The organism is Saccharomonospora xinjiangensis XJ-54 (assembly GCF_000258175.1).
Taxonomy (GTDB): Bacteria; Actinomycetota; Actinomycetes; order Mycobacteriales; family Pseudonocardiaceae; genus Saccharomonospora; species Saccharomonospora xinjiangensis.
On record NZ_JH636049.1, the window covers coordinates 3,678,557 to 3,694,259 of the forward strand.

Consider the following 15,703-nt stretch of genomic DNA (forward strand, 5'->3'; position numbering starts at 1 on the left):
GCTGTTCGGCGTCGCCCCGAGCCCGAGCCGTGCTCGGCTTGCTGCGACGTTCGTTTCACCGTGCGCCTCGCGTCGTGCGTCGTTCGTCGAAATCGACTTCCTGACGTTGGAGCGCGTTTCTCATGAGCACAATCGATGCCGCGCCGTCGCGCGCGGCCACTGCCAGTCTGATCACCGCTGGGATTCTCTGGGGCACCGGTGGTCTTGCCGGTGCCATGCTGTCGGAGCGGGCAGGGTGGTCCTCCGTTGCGATTGCCGTCTGCCGGTTGGCACTCGGTGGCGTCTTCGCCCTGCTTCTGCTGGGCTGCGCCGGCGGGCTGAGGTCGTCCGGTTTCCTGCCGCGCACGGGCGCGGCGTTCCGGCGGTTACTCACGGCAGGCGCACTGCTGGCCCTCTACCAGGCCTGCTACTTCGCGGCGGTGACGCTGACCTCGGTGAGTGTCGCCACGATGACCACCATCGGCAGCGTGCCGGTGTTCGTCGCCCTCGCGGGCGCCGTGGGTGAACGGCGCCTTCCCGACCGCGTGACCATGGCTTCGATCGCGTGCGCCGTGCTGGGGCTCGTGCTGCTCACCTGGTCTCCTTCGGATGCGGAAGGAGGAGGACAGCTCGTGCTCGGGCTCGCGTGCGCGCTCGCGTCCGGGGCGGGTTTCGCCACTCTGACCATCGTCAACGGCAAGCCCGTCGAGGGGCTCGACCCGTTGCGGACCACGGCGTTCGGCTGCCTGGTCGGGGCGGTTCTGCTACTGCCGCTGCTCGCGCTGTCGGCCACGCCACAGGGAGCCGCGCTGTGGCCCCTTCGGACCGACGTGATCGCCGTGGCGATCTACCTGGGCGCGGTACCGACGGCCCTGGCCTACGGCGCCTACTTCCGGGGGCTCGCCGGAGCGCGGCCGGTGGTCGCGGCGTTGTCGGCTCTGCTGGAACCACTCACGGCGGCCGTGCTGGCAGCGGTGTTGCTTGGTGACGATCTCGGTGTCGTCGGCTGGTGTGGTGCGGTGCTGCTGGTCGGCGCCGTGGCGGGCAGTTACGTGCGGCCTGCCACGCCACGGTGACCTCGAAAGCATTCCCTCCTGACGTGACCGTGCGAGGAGCAGGGCAACAGGCGCGCGCTGCCGTTCAGTCGAGCGGCAGCGCGCGCCCCAGCACGGCGAAGGGCCTCGGGTCACCCACGAACCGGTAGTCGCGCAGCACGTCGGCGAATCCGAGCCTTCGGTACAGCCGCCACGCGCGGGAGGGGCCTTCTGGCGTCGAGAGCAGCACGTGCCGCTGCGGAACGCCGTCGAGCAGCGCCCGCAGCAACGTCTCGCCGAGGCCGCGGCCATGGTGATCGGGCCGAACGTGGATCTCGGTGAGCTCGAAGTAGTCCGAGAGCCAGGAGAGGGCTGTTTCTTCGTCCTCCCTGTCGAGGAGCCCTCTGCGTACCTGCTCGTACCACCACTGGCCGGGACTGCCCCGGTAGCCGTATGCGACGCCGATCAGGGTGTCGTCCGTGTCGAACGCCGCGACACCGCGCCAGCCGGGACGCAGTGCGTGGGTGAGCCACATCGGAGCCCGTTGCTGCGCGGTGTTCGGCGGATAGTTCATGGCCGCCACGTAGATCGACAGGGCTTCGGGGAGCAGCGTGCGGAACTCCTCGCCAGTGAGCCGGGCGATCCGCTTGTGACCGGGCGAGGCTGTGGTCATCGGGGTGCGGCCTTTCCGGAGTCGGTCACCGACGGCGTGCCCGAGCCGGACGCGACCGTCGCGGCACGTCCTCCCGTCGCCGTCACGAGACCGGTGAACGTGGTGGGGAAGACGGTGTGCGGGTGTCCGGCAGCGGCCCACACGGTGTCGTACGCGCGGAGCGCCTCGTCCACCAGCGTGGTGATACGGCTGGGATGGCCGACCGGCGCCACTCCGCCGATCACGTGACCCGTGTGGGTCCTGACGAAGTCGGGGTCCGCCCTGTCCACGTGCCGCGCCCCGGTGAGCGCCGCCAGCGTCGCGGTGTCGGCCCTGTGAGCGCCGGAGGTGAGGACGAGCAGAGGAGCCACCGTGCCGTCGTCCGCCGTCATCCGGAACACGAGGCTGTTGGCGATGGCGCCGACGGGTACTTCGAGCGCTTCCGCGGCCTGCGCCGCCGTGCGGGCGGCGTCGGGAAGGAACCGGATGCCGCGTGCGCTGCTGGCCTGGCCTGCCTCGGCGAGAGCGGCGGCGACCTTGGCGACAGACGGGTGGTCGGCTGCGGGATCTGAGGTGGGGGCGGGTTTCCGGCTCATAGGGCTATGAGATCACGCCTCGTTCCGCCGTGCGACGCAGCTGACCGGGTTCGGGACTTGAAGGACGACCGAGTGCGGACTAGTCTGGAGGTGTTCGAACAGGTGTTCGATATGAGGGTGGCCGGTTTGCCGGGTTCGTTCGGGTGGATGGGCTCGGGCCTCCACGCGGGAAGGAGAGGTGGAACCATGGCGGTGGGATTCGTACCTCGGCGTTCGGGGCGAAACGGGACCTGGGCGCAGTGCGCTCGGCCCGGGGAAGCCACGGCGGGGGCGAACGTGGTGCCTTCTCCGCGTACGGAGGGCCAGTCCGCGCCGTTGTTCGAACCGCGCCGTCCCGCATCGCCCGAGGCCGCGTCACTGCTCACACAGGCATGGCACGGGCTCGCCGATGCGGCGAGGGAGATCACGCCTTCCGACAGGTTCATCGCCTCTTATCTGTCCGCGTTGCGGGCGGGAGCCGCGATCCTGGTGGCGAAGGGGCGTCCTCACCGGCGGGCGGCGAAACCGCAGAGCACCTGGACGTTGCTGGCCTCAGCCGCGCCCGAGGTGGCGCAATGGGCCGAGTACTTCGCGGCTCGCTCGACGTTGCACGCCGCCGCGCAGTCCGGTCTGACCCGCAGGGTCGGGGCTGTGGCGACGGAGGAATTGCGCCACCGAGCGGAGGAGTTCGTGGCGCTGGCCGCCCGCGTCGTGCACGGCGATCCGGGCGAGCCCGAACCGCGGGCCCCCTTGTGTGGCGCGCGATCAAGGACCCGGCCACGGCGAGGTGAGCAATGACGGGAACCTCCGTGGTCGATCACGGCAGGCTGCTCAACGTCATCGGCTACGAAGCCGAACTACTGGTGGAGGCGTCGAGGGCGGGCGCTCCCGATCTCGCCGTCCCGACGTGTCCTGGGTGGACGGTCAGTGAGGTCGTCCGGCATGTGGGGAGCGTCCATAGGGCTGCCTCGCACTGGTTGTTGCGCGGCGAGGCGCCCCGCCAGTGGCAGCGCGACCCGGCGGTCGGCCAGACGGTGCAGGGTTACCTGCGCGAAGGCGCCGATGCCTTGCGTGACGTGCTGGCCGCACGCGGCCCTTCCGAGCCGGCGGCCACGTGGTGGGGCGGCGACCCGACAGCCGGTTTCTGGTGTCGCCGCATGGCTCACGAGACCACGGTGCACCGGATCGACACCGAGCAGGCGGCAGGCGTGGACAGCGCCGAGATCGCCACCGACATCGCACTGGACGGTATCGACGAGGCGTTGCTGCTGTGGTTCGGCCACCGGTTGCCGATGCTCGGCGTCACGGGCACCAGGGCAGCGACCGTGGCGGTCACCGCGGCGGGGTGCCGGTGGATCACGCGCATGACGTCGGAGGGCACTGTCGCCCGGCGGGTGGCTGCCGACGACGCAGAGGAGGTGGACGCGGTTGTGTCGGGCGAGCCCGATCACGTCTATCTCTGGTTGTGGGGCAGGCAGGGACCCGGTGCTGTCGCGGTCGATGGGGACGAGGACGCCGTCGGGCAGCTGTGGGCGTTGCTGCGGCTCGCGACCCGGTAGGCATTCCGCAGCGGCCCATGTCCTCACCGGGTCCGCTTCTGCCGGGTCACGCTCACCGGTCCGCTTCTGCGAGATCGTTCTCACCGAGGTGACTGCCGGTGCTTTCACCAGATCGTTTCTCAGCAGGTCACCGACACGTCCGCACCCGCGGCGAACGACACGTGCACGTGGTCCATGTGGTTCGCCGTGGGACTGCCCCGATCCTCCATGACCGACCACCCTGACCCGCTGTTGATGCGCTGTTCCCAGATGACGTAGGTGACACCGAACTCGGCCTGGTGTGCGACGACGTACTCGGCGAGCGCGTCGCCCACCTCCGGGCTGACCATGAAGTCGAGCGCGAGACCGGCCGGGTGATCGCTGGCGTTGGCGCGGCTGGCGCGCCCACCGACGGAGTCCACGGCGAACTGGGCGAGCACATGGTGGCCGACCTGCGCGACATGCGGTTCGGTGCCTGCCAGATCGGTCGAGCACGCCTGGGGCTCCGGTGTGATCGGCTCAGGCGGTGGTTCTTCGGTCGTCTCCGGCTCGGGTGGCTCTGTGGTTTCCGGCTCCGTCGTCTCGGGCGTCTCCGAGGTTGTCGTTGTCGTTGACGTCGTACTCGGCGGGATGGCGGACGTCGTGGTGGACGCCGTTTCCGCCGTGGCCCTTGAGGTGGAGACCGGATCTCCGGACAGAGCCAGTGCTGCCGCGGCGGTGTCGCCGCTGCGGACGAGACCACTGGTGGCGTAGACCGTCAGGGCGAGCAGTCCGGCCACCAGAGTGCCTAATGCGGTCGGGCGAACCCAGGAGCGTGGCGTGGTCGGTGCACGGTGTCGGCCGCGTGCGGCTCGATCTCGATCTTTCATCGTTCCCTTACTCCCGTGATCGCAGCGCCGGTCAGATTAAGAACCGGCAACGTTGGTGTCACGAGAGAGTGGGAATGGACACAGATCGATAACGATCGACGTGATCGGACGTGTCGTTACGGTGACTGTCCTATCTCGACCAGAACCAGTCCTTGTCGCGTGCCTGACGGAATGCCTCCTTGCGGAGTTCCGGGGTGAGTCTGTCGAGGTAGAGCAACCCGTCGAGGTGGTCAACCTCGTGCTGGAGACACTGGGCCATGAGCCCGTCGCCGGACACAGTCACCGGCTCGTTGCGCAGGTCCACACCCTTGACCGTCGCCTGCGCGGCACGGACGGTCGGGAAGCCCAATTCGGGCACCGAAAGGCACCCTTCCATGACCTCGTGCTTCTCCTCGGACAGCTCCACGATCTCCGGGTTCAGCACGTAGCCGACGGCGCCGTCAACGTTGTAGCTGAACGCGCGAAGGCCCACCCCGATCTGCGGCGCCGCGAGACCTGCCCGTCCCGGTGCCCGCACCGTGTCGAGCAGATCGTCTACCAACGCCCTCGTCGAGTCGTCGAATGTCGTCACCGGATCCGCCGGTGACTTCAGCACCGGGTCGCCGAAGTAGCGGAGATCGCGCATGGCCATGAACACGGTCCTTCCTGGAGAGTCGCGCAGCCGAGCTTAGAACCCCCGGCACTGTGATCTGCCGGCCTCACGAGGCGAAGCCTCTGCGAGCCGAGGGCCGCTCGCGCATGTCCTGCGCGCGCACACCGGGCCGCCTTCGCCACGGTCCCCGCCGGACGCGCTTGCCGCATCCGGCAGGAGACAGCCTGACCACCGCTTTCGCGACCGAACGCCGACATGCCAGCAGCCATGAACGACACGACTGCCTGTCCGATCACGCCCTCAGCCGCAGGCCCTTCGGAGTCGCGCGGAAACCGGCCTCCCTGAGCACGGCCGCCATTTCCGAGGTCAGCACCTGTTCCCCGTCGGCTCGCTGCACTTGAAGCTGCCCCAGCCAGCCGTCGCGAACGGCATCCGACAACGCTCCCGCCGCCGCACGCAGGGTGATCGCGTCGTCGGTGAACGACAGCAGTGACCGGCCTCCCCGTTCCACGTACAGGGCGGGAACACCATCGACGAGCACCGTCAGCGCTCCGGCCTTGCGAGCGGGCCGGTGTTTCGTATCGCCCACCGCAGCGGGCCACGGGAGCGCGGCACCATACGGCTGAGCGGGGTCGGCCGCGGCGAGCACGACGGCCCGTTGCCGCGCCACCCAGCCGCCTGCCTCCGATACCGCGCGCAGGCGATCGACCGCCCCGCGCGCGGCGAACTGCGCCGCGCCGAGCCCTTCCACGACGTAGCCGCGCACCACCTGTCCCGAGTCCTCCATGCCCCGAAGTACGCGGTAGATGCCGGAAAACCCACCACTGACGCGTTCCGTGTCCAGCGCACCACGCGTGAGCACCCCGTGCCGTTCGAGGAAGGACTCGGTGCGCGCGTGGGCGCGACGGGTCGGGTCGGGCTCGCGACCCGGAACCAGACCCCATCGCCCCGCGACCGAGGGCGGGCCGGTACGGCTCGGCATGGCAGGCCGCGCCGCTCTCAGTCGGGCGTAGCGACCCCGGGGCGCCGACCTGCGCGGTTTGTGCGCCGCGCCCTTACCCGCGACCTGCGCACGCAGCGGTGCCAGCGTGTCACCGGAGACGATCCCCGCCCACACGAGATCCCACAGTGCGGCGGCCACACCGGCATCGGTGACCGGCTCGTCCAGTACGAGGCTCACGCGCTCGACGACCTGGCGGAAGAACAGCCCGCCGCCCTCCAGCGCCGATCCGATGGCGGCGTGCAGGGGCCCGTGCGTCGAGGTGTCCTCCACGTCCGGCAGCAGTGCCTCGGCCACATCCGTGGGCGCGAGCGCGATCCAGCCGTCGCCACCCGCCAGTGCCCCGCAGCCGCACCAGGACACCTCGCCTGCCACCATCAACTCGTCGAGCAGCGCGGGCTGGTAACCGGGCAGGCGGCTCGGCAGCACCAGGGATTCCAGCGCGCTCGCCGGCAGTGGCGCGCCCGCGAGCTGTTCGACCACCGACAGCACGTCGTCGGCGTTGGGTGTCCACTGGCTGCCGCGCCGGGCACCGATGCCGTGCCAGCTCGGCAGGAAACGTCCCAGAGCCGCGCGTTCGACGGGTTCGACCTCCGCGCGGAGCCGGGCGAGCGACGCACGCCGGAGGCGGCGCAACACGGCGGCGTCGCAGTACTCCGTGCCGGCCTCGTGTCCCCGAGGGCGTAGCTCACCGCGCACCAGCGCACCCTCGACGGTCAGCCGGTCGAGCACACCGGTCACCACGGCGAGACCGAGCCCGAACCGGGCCGCGGCTTCCTGCGCCGCGAACGGCCCCCTGATCCGCGCGTAGCGCCGCAGCAGGTCGCCGAGCGGGTCAGCCACGGGTTCGGTGAAGACCTCGGGCACCCCCACCGGAAGAGCAGCACCGAGCGCATCCCGTACCCGGCCCGCGTCCTCGACGGCCAGGTGGCGTTCCTGCCCCGCGATGCGCACCACGATCGCCCGCCGCTCCGCCACGAGCTGGTCGAGCCATTCTGGAAGGACTCCCCGGGCCCGTGCCTCCTCCTTTGTGAGATCACCGAGGAAACTCAGTAGATCGGCGGTGTCCTCGGGAGACCGGGCGTGCCGGTCGGGCTCCAGCCGTTGCAGCGACCGTTCCACCTCGGCGACGACATCGGCGTCCAGCAGCTCGCGGATCGCCTCGGTGCCGAGCAGCTCGGCCAGCAACGCCGAGTCGAGCGACAGCGCCGCCGCACGCCGTTCGGCCAGTGGCGCGTCGGTCTCGTAGAGGAACATGCCGACGTAGCCGAACAGCAGGCTGCGGGCGAAGGGCGAGGCCGACGGGGTCTCGACCTCGACGACACGTACCGAACGCGCCGCGATGTCGCCCATCAGCTCCCGCAGACCGCCGACGTCGTAGACGTCCTGGAGGCACTCGCGCATGGCTTCCAGCACCACGGGGAAGCGTTCGTACTTGGCGGCGACACCGAGCAGTTGCGACGCACGTTGCCGTTGCTGCCACAGCGGGGTGCGCCTGCGCGGGTCTCGCCGGGGCAGCAGCAGGGATCGGGCCGCGCACTCGCGGAACCGGGCCGCGAACAACGCCGACCCGCTCACCTCCGTGGTGATGAGCGATTCCACCTCGTCGGGATCGAGTAGCACGTCCTCGGCGCCGATCACCACCTCCCTGCCTTCGTCGTCGAGCGCGTCCGGCAGGCGCAGCACGATGCCGTCATCGGAGTGGGCCACCTGAGCGTCAACCCCACGGTTGTCGCGGAGGCGCGCCGCCACCGCGAGTGCCCACGGCGCGTTCACCTGCGCGCCGAACGGGGAGTGGACGACGACGCGCCAGTCGCCCAGTTCGTCGCGAAACTGTTCCAGCAACACCGTCCGGTCGCTCGGCACGTGCCGGGTCGCCTCACGCTGTTCGTCGATGTAGGCCACCAAGTTCGCCGCCGCCCATTCGTCGAGCCCGGCCTCCTTCGCGCGCCGCAGCGCCTTGTCGCGGTCCGATGTGGACAGAAATCGCACGAACCGTCCGAGTGCCCTGCCCAGTTCGAGCGGCCTGCCCTGCGCGTCACCCCGCCAGAACGGCATCCGCGCGGCCTCTCCCGGCGCGGGGATCACCACGACGCGGTCGTGGGTGATGTCGGTGATCCGCCACGACGACGTGCCGAGCAGGATCGTGTCGCCGACGCGCGACTCGTACACCATCTCCTCGTCGAGTTCGCCGACGCGCGACCCCGGCCGCTCGCCGTCGCCGGGGGTGACCACCGTGAACAACCCCCGGTCGGGGATCGTGCCGCCCGAGGTGACGGCCAGACGCTGCGCGCCGGGCCGCCCCCTCAGCACACCCGTGACGCGGTCCCACGTGATCCGCGCGCGCAGCTCGCCGAACTCCTCGCTCGGGTACCGGCCCGCGAGCATGTCCAGCACGGCGTGCAGGGCGTCGTCCGGCAGAGCGGCGAACGGCGCGGCCCTGCGCACGGTGGCCGCGACGTCGTCCACGGTGCGCGGCTCGACGGCCACCATGGCGACCACGTGCTGCGCCAGCACGTCCAGCGGATTGCGGGGATAGCGAACGGCCTCGATGGCGCCCTCGGCCATGCGCTCGGCCACCACGGCACACGAGACGAGATCGCCACGGAACTTCGGGAACATCACCCCCGTGGACACCGCTCCCACGTGGTGGCCCGCACGCCCGACACGCTGCAACCCCGAAGCCACCGTGGGCGGCGCCTCGATCTGCACCACGAGATCCACCGCACCCATGTCGATGCCCAGCTCCAGTGACGAGGTCGCCACCACACACGGCAGCGTGCCCGACTTCAGGCCCTCCTCGACGCTGCTCCGCTGTTCCCGCGACATCGAGCCGTGATGCGCCTTCGCGACCACGGGTGCCGCGCTTCCCTGCGGCCGGGTGATCCCGGACTGGCCGACGGCCTCGGCGGGGAAGTCGTGTCCGCTTCCCTCCGCGGCGACCTCCTCCCGTTCCGCGGCCAGCTCGTTGAGGCGGGCGGTGAGTCGCTCGGCGAGGCGGCGCGAGTTGGCGAACACGATCGTGGAGCGATGTGCACGGACGAGATCGAGAACCCGTTCCTCGACGGCAGGCCAGATGGAAGGGCGACGAGGCCGCTCGGGCACGGCGAGGTCGTCGTCGGGGTCCGATTCACTCGGCAGCGGCGCGGGTTCCGCCCTCGTGGGACGGGCGTCCAGCTCACCCATGTCCTCGACGGGGACCTCGACCCTGACCTCGATCGTCTTGCTCAACGCCGGTTGAACGACACGAGCCGGCCTGCCACCGGTGAGGAACGCGCTCACCTCGTCCACCGGCCGCACCGTGGCGGACAAGCCGATGCGCTGTGCCGGCCGGTCGAGCAGATCGTCGAGCCGTTCGAGCGACAGCGCGAGGTGCGCGCCGCGCTTGCTGCCCGCGACGGCGTGGACCTCGTCGATGATCACAGTCTCGACTCCGCGCAGCGATTCCCGCGCCGACGACGTCAGCAGCAGGAACAGCGACTCGGGCGTGGTCACGAGAATGTCGGGCGGGGTCCGCGTGAACGCCCTGCGTTCGGCCGGTGTGGTGTCGCCGGTCCGTGTGCCCACGGTGATGTCCGGAGGTTCCATCCCCAGCCTGCGGGACGCCTGCGAGATCCCGGCGAGCGGAGCCCGCAGGTTGCGCTGGACGTCCACGGCGAGCGCCTTGAGCGGGGAGACGTACAGAACCCGGCAGCGACGGGTGCGCCGTGCCTCCTCCGGAGCGCCGGTCGTGGCCAGCCTGTCGAGCGCCCACAGGAACGCGGCCAGCGTCTTGCCGGAACCGGTCGGCGCGACGACGAGCGCGTGCTCGCCCCGCTGCGCGGCTCGCCACGCCCCCTCCTGTGCCGCCGTTGGTTCGGCGAAGGCCCCCGCGAACCAGTTCCTTGTGGCAGGGGAGAAGATCTCCAGCACGGAACCGTGGGGGGAATGGGCGGAGTCAGGCACGTTTCCATGATGCGTGCCGTACCGACGTTTCGGCCCTCGCGCCCCGGCGTGGCGGCGCGAACCCGGCGGGTGCGTCCCCACGCCGCCGCCGGACGTGAAAGCATCACCGGGGTTTCTCGGGAAATCGGCAAGGGAGAACTGGTGGGGATTCTGTCCGTCGATCTCGGCACATCGAACACCGTGGCCGTACTCTCCGCACACGGTAGGCAGCCAAGGGTCATCGACGTGGACGGATCGGCCACGATGCCGTCGGCGGTGTTCGCCGAGGAGCAGGGTGGCCTCGTGGTCGGAAGGGACGCCGAGCGCAGGGCCAGGCTCGATCCCACCCGGTTCGAACCGAACCCCAAGCGCAGGGTTGACGAGCAGACCCTCCTGCTGGGCACCGACGTGGTTCCCGTCAACGAGGCACTGGCCGCCGTACTCCGCCGTGTCCTCGACGAGACGGTGCGGCAACTCGGCGGCGAGCCTCCCGAGGAGGTCCGGCTCACTCACCCAGCCCAGTGGGGGCCGGTGCGCCGCAACGTGCTGCTCTCCGCGGCCCGGCTCGCCGGGATGGGTAACTCGATCACCCTGGTCGCCGAGCCCGTCGCCGCGGCGGCCCACTTCGCGTCGTTCCCTGGAAAGGGACTGGCGCCGGGGCAGACCCTCGCCGTCTACGACCTCGGCGCGGGCACGTTCGACGTGGCGGTACTCGGGGCCACCCGTGACGGCTTCACGGTCCTCGCGGAGGACGGACTGCCCGACCTTGGTGGGCTGGACGTCGATCAGGCGCTGCTCGTGCATGTCGGACGCGAGGTCTCCCACAGCGACCCGCAGCGGTGGCAGCGTCTTCTCCGGCCGGAATCCACCGCGGACCGCAGGGCTCGCAGGGCACTCCAGGAAGACGTGAAAGCAGCCAAGGAGGCGCTGTCCCGGCTCCCGCAGACCGAGGTGCCCATGCCAGAGCCGTTCTCGGACGTACTGGTGACGAGAGCCGAGCTGGAGGCACTGGTGCGGCCCGCGATGCTGCGCAGTGTCGAACTGCTCGCGCGCACGGTGCGTTCCGCCGGGCTGTCGCCCGACCGGCTCGCCGGGATCTACCTCGTGGGTGGGTCGAGCAGATTGCCGCTCGTGGGCAGCCTGCTCGCCGAGAAACTCGGCGTCGTGCCCACCAGCCTCGACCAGCCGGAGACGGCGGTCGCGTTCGGTGCCCACCACGTCGGAGCCGAGGGTCTCACCATGCGCACCCAGCAGGTGGACGGCGACGTTGTCGGCGCGCAGGCGGCCGCGGCGGCAGGTGGCCCGGCGCCGGCCGCGACGGGCAATCCAGCCGGGCCCTACTCGCCTCCAGGGGGGATGGCACCGCCGCTGCCGTCCACGCCGCCGTTCCACCAACCCCACCCTCAGCACGCCACGGCCGCGGCCTTCTCAGCGGGAACGGGTCAGCCGTCGCAGGGCGTCACCGGAGCGCAGCCCGCCAACTTCCCTGCTGTGCCGAACCACGGCGGCGACAAGAGCGGACGTACCCGGTGGATCGTCGCCGCGGCCGTCGCCGCCGTGGCGGTGCTCGGTGGTGTGGCGGCGTTCGTGTTCTGGTCTTCGTCCTCGGCCGCCACGTACACCGCCGAGGAATGCACGCAGCCCGGAGCCCCCGACGAGCAAGGCTTCACCGGGTGCCTCCGCCAGCTCGCGGGCACGGTTCCGCAGGGCAACGACTGCCTCCCCGGCACGGGAACGGGGCCTGCGGCCGCGCCCAACGAGGAGGAGCTTGGCGTGACGGTCACCTGCTCGGCCCCCGGTCTTCCCGGCGCGCAGATCACCTACCTCCACTCCGCCTCCACCGACGCCATCGAGCAGTACACCGACGGACTGCTCACCCGCACCGGCGGCGGCGACCAGGTACAGGCCGCGTGGGAGGGCAACGGCCTCGTCGGCCGTTACTCGGCCTCGGCAGGACGCAATTCGTCCGTGGTGGTGTTCACGGTGGACGATCGCCCGCTCGCCGGATTCGTCTACCAGGTCAACGTCACGGGCGAGGGCGAGGCGACCTCACCGGACAAGATGGCGGACTACTTCGAACGAACGGTGCAACCGGGCCAGTGACCCGGCTCATTTCCTCCGGTTCCGGCGCACGGTGATGATCAGCACGACCAGCGCGCTGCCGACCACGGCGATGGACGCCAGCGTGAGCGCGGTGGACTGAAGGTCGGAGAAGCCCTGCAACGACACCATGCGACAACCCTACGGTCTCGCGAGGGGCGCTGCGGGACGACTCCGCTGCGCGACGACTACGCTGGCACCGATGCGAATCACGGTGTTCCGGCAGCTCATGGCGGAGGAGTTCGGCCCGACGCGCGCGGAGACGCTCGCCTCCGACCACGTCCTGTCCGGCCTCGGCGGGCGGACCGTCGAGGCGGCCCTTTCCGACGGCGTTCCGGCCAAGGAGATCTGGCGCGAGGTGTGTGCGGAGTTCGACGTCCCGGCCGAACGGCGCTGAGCGGCACCAGCGGGGGACAGACCCCGTCACTCGTGGGGCACAACCGCATGGTGGCCGGAGTGTCTCTTCGATGTCGAACACCTGTTCGGCTATCGTGTTGTCCACAATAGGGTCCGGCTGTGGACAACTCCCCGGTCCTGCCGCGAACTGTCCGACCCCGCCCGTAACGTCGGACCCGGACAACAGACATCCCACGGATTCCCGGCAGCACATCTGCGTCTGCGGGCCCGACGAACAGCCAATGAGGTGGATTCCATGCCAGCAGCACCGGACAAGGGCAAAGCGCTCGACCTGGCCCTTGCCCAGATCGACAAGCAGTTCGGCAAGGGATCGGTGATGCGTCTCGGCGAGGACAGCAGGCCACCGGTCGAAGTCATCCCGACCGGCGCCATCGCGCTGGACATCGCACTGGGCATCGGCGGGCTGCCGAGGGGCCGCATCGTGGAGATCTACGGTCCCGAGTCGTCGGGTAAGACCACGGTGGCGCTGCACGCTGTTGCCAACGCGCAGAAGGCCGGGGGTATCGCGGCCTTCATCGACGCCGAGCACGCGCTCGACCCCGAGTACGCCAAGGCTCTCGGCGTGGACACCGACGCGTTGCTCGTGTCCCAGCCCGACACCGGGGAGCAGGCGCTGGAGATCGCCGACATGCTGATCCGCTCCGGCGCTCTCGACATCCTGGTGATCGACTCGGTAGCCGCTCTCGTGCCGAGGGCGGAGATCGAGGGCGAGATGGGTGACTCCCATGTGGGGCTCCAGGCGCGTCTGATGAGCCAGGCGCTGCGCAAGATCACCGGTGCGCTCCACAACTCGGGAACCACGGCGATCTTCATCAACCAGCTCCGGGAGAAGGTCGGAGTGATGTTCGGGTGTTTCGACTATTCGACCCCGGTGATGCTGGCCGACGGCACGCAAGAGGAGATCGGCAAGATCGTCAACCAGAAGCTCCCTGTCGAGGTGCTGTCGTATGATCCGGAAGCCGACCAGGTAGTTCCTCGAAAGGTCGTCAACTGGTACGACAACGGCCCTGCCGAGCGTTTTCTCCAGTTCACGGTCGAGAAGTCCGGTGGCAACGGCCAGGCGCAGTTCGCCGCAACCGAGAACCATCTCATTCGCACGCCAGGAGGGTGGCGGCACGCGGGTGAACTGGAGATCGGTGACCGCGTGATGGTCGCGGAGAAGGAGCTGTTGTCGGAGCAGCAACGGCAGGTGGTACTGGGTTCCTTGCTCGGGGACGGCAACCTCTCCGTCAACCGCGATGGGCGCGATGGGCGCAGAGGCGTCCGATTCCGGATGGGACATGGAGAGAAGCAGGCGGACTATCTCGACTGGAAGGTCGCGCTGCTGGGGAACATCGCGTGTACCCGCACTACCGGCGACACGGGGGCGGTGTTCGCCGATTTCACGCCGCTGCCCGAGTTGGAAGAGCTGCGGCGGGCGGTGTACTTCGGTGATGGCAAGAAGCACGTGTCCTGGGACTTCTTGAAAGCGCTGACGCCACTGGCGCTCGCGGTGTGGTACATGGACGACGGCAGCTTCGCCGTCCGTTCCGAGGGCTTCCAAGGGCGTACCGCAGAAGGCGGCGGCCGTATCGAAATCCGGGTCGAAGCTTTGGAGGAGGACTCCCGTCGGCGTCTCCTGTCGTATTTGAGGGACACCTACGACCTCGACGTGACACTCGATCACCAAGGCTCAGGAGAGGTCGCTGTTCTCCGTTTCTCCACGGCAGCGTCGGAACGGTTCCAGGAACTGGTTTCGCCGTATATGGCTGAATGCATGGAGTACAAGCTCCTGCCCCGCTTCCGTGGTCGGTCCCGGGTCGAGCCCAGCTTCGCCGAAGCACGTACGCGGCCGATTCCAGGGCGCGTCCTCGATGTCCACGAGAAGCCGAAGGTGCGGTCGATGCATCGGTTCGACATCGAAGTGGAGGGCAATCACAACTACTTCGTTGATGGTGTGATGGTGCATAACAGCCCTGAGACCACCACCGGTGGTAAGGCACTGAAATTCTATGCCTCGGTGCGTCTGGACGTGCGCCGCATCGAGACGTTGAAGGACGGCGGCGAGCCGGTCGGCAACCGCACCAGGGTCAAGGTCGTGAAGAACAAGGTGGCGCCGCCGTTCAAGCAGGCCGAGTTCGACATCCTCTACGGGATCGGTGTCTCCCGCGAGGGCTCGCTGATCGACATGGGTGTGGACAAGGGAATTGTGCGCAAGTCCGGCGCCTGGTACACGTACGAGGGCGACCAGCTCGGTCAGGGCAAGGAGAACGCGCGTCGATTCCTGCGCGAGAACCCGGACGTCGCCAACGAGATCGAGAAGAAGATCAAGGAGAAGCTCGGTATCGGCGCGCAGGAGGGTGAGGACGGCGCGCCGGCTCCGGTTGACTTCTGACGCGGCATCGCTCGATGAGTGAACTGCCGCCCGACGAGGCGTGGCGCAAGGCCAAGGAGGTCTGTTTCGACCTCCTGGCCGCCCGCCCACGCACCAAGGACGAGTTGCGCCAGGCGTTGCGGCGTAAGGGCTTCGACGACGACCTGGGTGAGAGGTTGCTGGGCAAGCTGGACGACGCGGGCCTGGTGGACGACGCCGCCTTCGCCGAGACCTGGGTGCGATCGCGCCACACCTATCGTGGTCTCGCCCGCAGGGCACTGGTCTCCGAGTTGAAGCGCAAGGGAGTCGATCCGGAGATCGCGGCCGAGGCTGCCGGGGAGATCGACGCTGAGGCCGAGGAGCAGCGCGCTCGCGAACTGGTGCGCAAGAAGCTGCGCACCATGGTCGATCTCGATGAGCAGAAGGCGACGCGCCGCCTGCTCGGCATGCTGGCCAGGAAGGGCTATCCGCAGGGACTGGCGTACCGGGTCGTTCGCGAGGAGCTGCGCGACGCGGGTGCGGAGACGACCCTCCTCGACGACATCGATCCCTGAACGCCGTGTCCGCACTTCCTGCACGGGTGCCCGCATTTCCCGCACGCGTGTTCGCAGGTTGTGCGGGTGTTCCTGCGGGCGGTGCGCGTGTCGGCAGGGCGTCCACGCGTGTCCAC

At 69.5% G+C, this 15,703-nt stretch carries 13 protein-coding genes and 2 pseudogenes; 9 read left to right on the plus strand and 6 right to left on the minus strand.

What is annotated here, in order from left to right; all coding sequences use genetic code 11:
- Window positions 1-122 precede the first annotated feature (122 nt).
- Window positions 123-1,055, plus strand: coding sequence for a DMT family transporter (locus SACXIDRAFT_RS16720; RefSeq protein ID WP_006239790.1), 933 nt, complete (start codon window positions 123-125; stop codon window positions 1,053-1,055).
- A 64-nt stretch (window positions 1,056-1,119) separates the two neighbouring features.
- Here SACXIDRAFT_RS16720 and SACXIDRAFT_RS16725 read toward each other — a convergent pair whose 3' ends face one another.
- Entirely contained in the window at window positions 1,120-1,686 is a 567-nt protein-coding gene (locus SACXIDRAFT_RS16725; RefSeq protein ID WP_006239791.1) for a GNAT family N-acetyltransferase, read from the minus strand.
- Window positions 1,683-2,261, minus strand: a complete 579-nt coding sequence (locus tag SACXIDRAFT_RS16730; protein ID WP_006239792.1) for a YbaK/EbsC family protein — start codon at window positions 2,259-2,261, stop codon at window positions 1,683-1,685. The genes SACXIDRAFT_RS16725 and SACXIDRAFT_RS16730 overlap by 4 nt, the downstream gene beginning before the upstream one ends.
- Before the next feature lie 186 nt (window positions 2,262-2,447).
- On the opposite strand from SACXIDRAFT_RS16730, the gene SACXIDRAFT_RS16735 reads away from it, so the two are divergent.
- On the plus strand, window positions 2,448-3,038 hold the full coding sequence (locus tag SACXIDRAFT_RS16735; RefSeq protein ID WP_040922730.1) for an SAV_6107 family HEPN domain-containing protein: 591 nt from the start codon (window positions 2,448-2,450) through the stop codon (window positions 3,036-3,038).
- Window positions 3,035-3,799, plus strand: coding sequence for a maleylpyruvate isomerase family mycothiol-dependent enzyme (locus SACXIDRAFT_RS16740; protein ID WP_006239794.1), 765 nt, complete (start codon window positions 3,035-3,037; stop codon window positions 3,797-3,799). Before SACXIDRAFT_RS16735 ends, SACXIDRAFT_RS16740 begins: the two co-directional genes overlap by 4 nt.
- Window positions 3,800-3,918: 119 nt before the next feature.
- Here the strand turns inward: SACXIDRAFT_RS16740 and SACXIDRAFT_RS16745 are convergent, their stop codons facing one another.
- From SACXIDRAFT_RS16745 to SACXIDRAFT_RS16755, 3 genes are all read right to left on the minus strand, one after another.
- Window positions 3,919-4,647 (minus strand): VldE C-terminal domain-containing protein, encoded by a 729-nt coding sequence (locus tag SACXIDRAFT_RS16745; RefSeq protein WP_040922235.1) that lies wholly within the window; start codon window positions 4,645-4,647, stop codon window positions 3,919-3,921.
- Window positions 4,648-4,777: 130 nt separating this feature from the next.
- Entirely contained in the window at window positions 4,778-5,278 is a 501-nt protein-coding gene (gene def, locus SACXIDRAFT_RS16750) for a peptide deformylase (RefSeq protein WP_006239796.1), read from the minus strand.
- Between the two features lie 253 nt (window positions 5,279-5,531).
- Window positions 5,532-10,151 (minus strand): ATP-dependent helicase, encoded by a 4,620-nt coding sequence (locus tag SACXIDRAFT_RS16755; RefSeq protein WP_006239797.1) that lies wholly within the window; start codon window positions 10,149-10,151, stop codon window positions 5,532-5,534.
- 174 nt (window positions 10,152-10,325) lie between these two features.
- Between SACXIDRAFT_RS16755 and SACXIDRAFT_RS16760 the strand changes: the two genes are divergently transcribed.
- Window positions 10,326-12,266 (plus strand): Hsp70 family protein, encoded by a 1,941-nt coding sequence (locus SACXIDRAFT_RS16760; protein WP_040922237.1) that lies wholly within the window; start codon window positions 10,326-10,328, stop codon window positions 12,264-12,266.
- Window positions 12,267-12,272: 6 nt separating this feature from the next.
- Here the strand turns inward: SACXIDRAFT_RS16760 and SACXIDRAFT_RS23725 are convergent, their stop codons facing one another.
- On the minus strand, window positions 12,273-12,395 hold the full coding sequence (locus SACXIDRAFT_RS23725) for a hypothetical protein (protein ID WP_006239799.1): 123 nt from the start codon (window positions 12,393-12,395) through the stop codon (window positions 12,273-12,275).
- A 70-nt stretch (window positions 12,396-12,465) separates the two neighbouring features.
- Here SACXIDRAFT_RS23725 and SACXIDRAFT_RS16765 point away from each other — a divergent pair, with 70 nt between their 5' ends.
- From SACXIDRAFT_RS16765 to SACXIDRAFT_RS16775, 5 genes and pseudogenes are all read left to right on the plus strand, one after another.
- A complete protein-coding gene (locus SACXIDRAFT_RS16765; RefSeq protein WP_006239800.1) occupies window positions 12,466-12,660 on the plus strand; it encodes a DUF3046 domain-containing protein in 195 nt (64 codons plus the stop codon).
- Window positions 12,661-12,915: 255 nt separating this feature from the next.
- Window positions 12,916-13,767 (plus strand): annotated as a pseudogene (gene recA, locus SACXIDRAFT_RS23850) (recombinase RecA); the annotation flags it as partial.
- 57 nt (window positions 13,768-13,824) lie between these two features.
- A pseudogene (locus tag SACXIDRAFT_RS23855) lies at window positions 13,825-14,391 on the plus strand (LAGLIDADG endonuclease); the annotation flags it as partial.
- Between the two features lie 171 nt (window positions 14,392-14,562).
- Window positions 14,563-15,054, plus strand: coding sequence for a hypothetical protein (locus tag SACXIDRAFT_RS23860; protein WP_269731945.1), 492 nt, complete (start codon window positions 14,563-14,565; stop codon window positions 15,052-15,054).
- Between the two features lie 14 nt (window positions 15,055-15,068).
- Window positions 15,069-15,587 (plus strand): regulatory protein RecX, encoded by a 519-nt coding sequence (locus SACXIDRAFT_RS16775; RefSeq protein ID WP_006239802.1) that lies wholly within the window; start codon window positions 15,069-15,071, stop codon window positions 15,585-15,587.
- The last annotated feature ends 116 nt before the right edge of the window (window positions 15,588-15,703 follow it).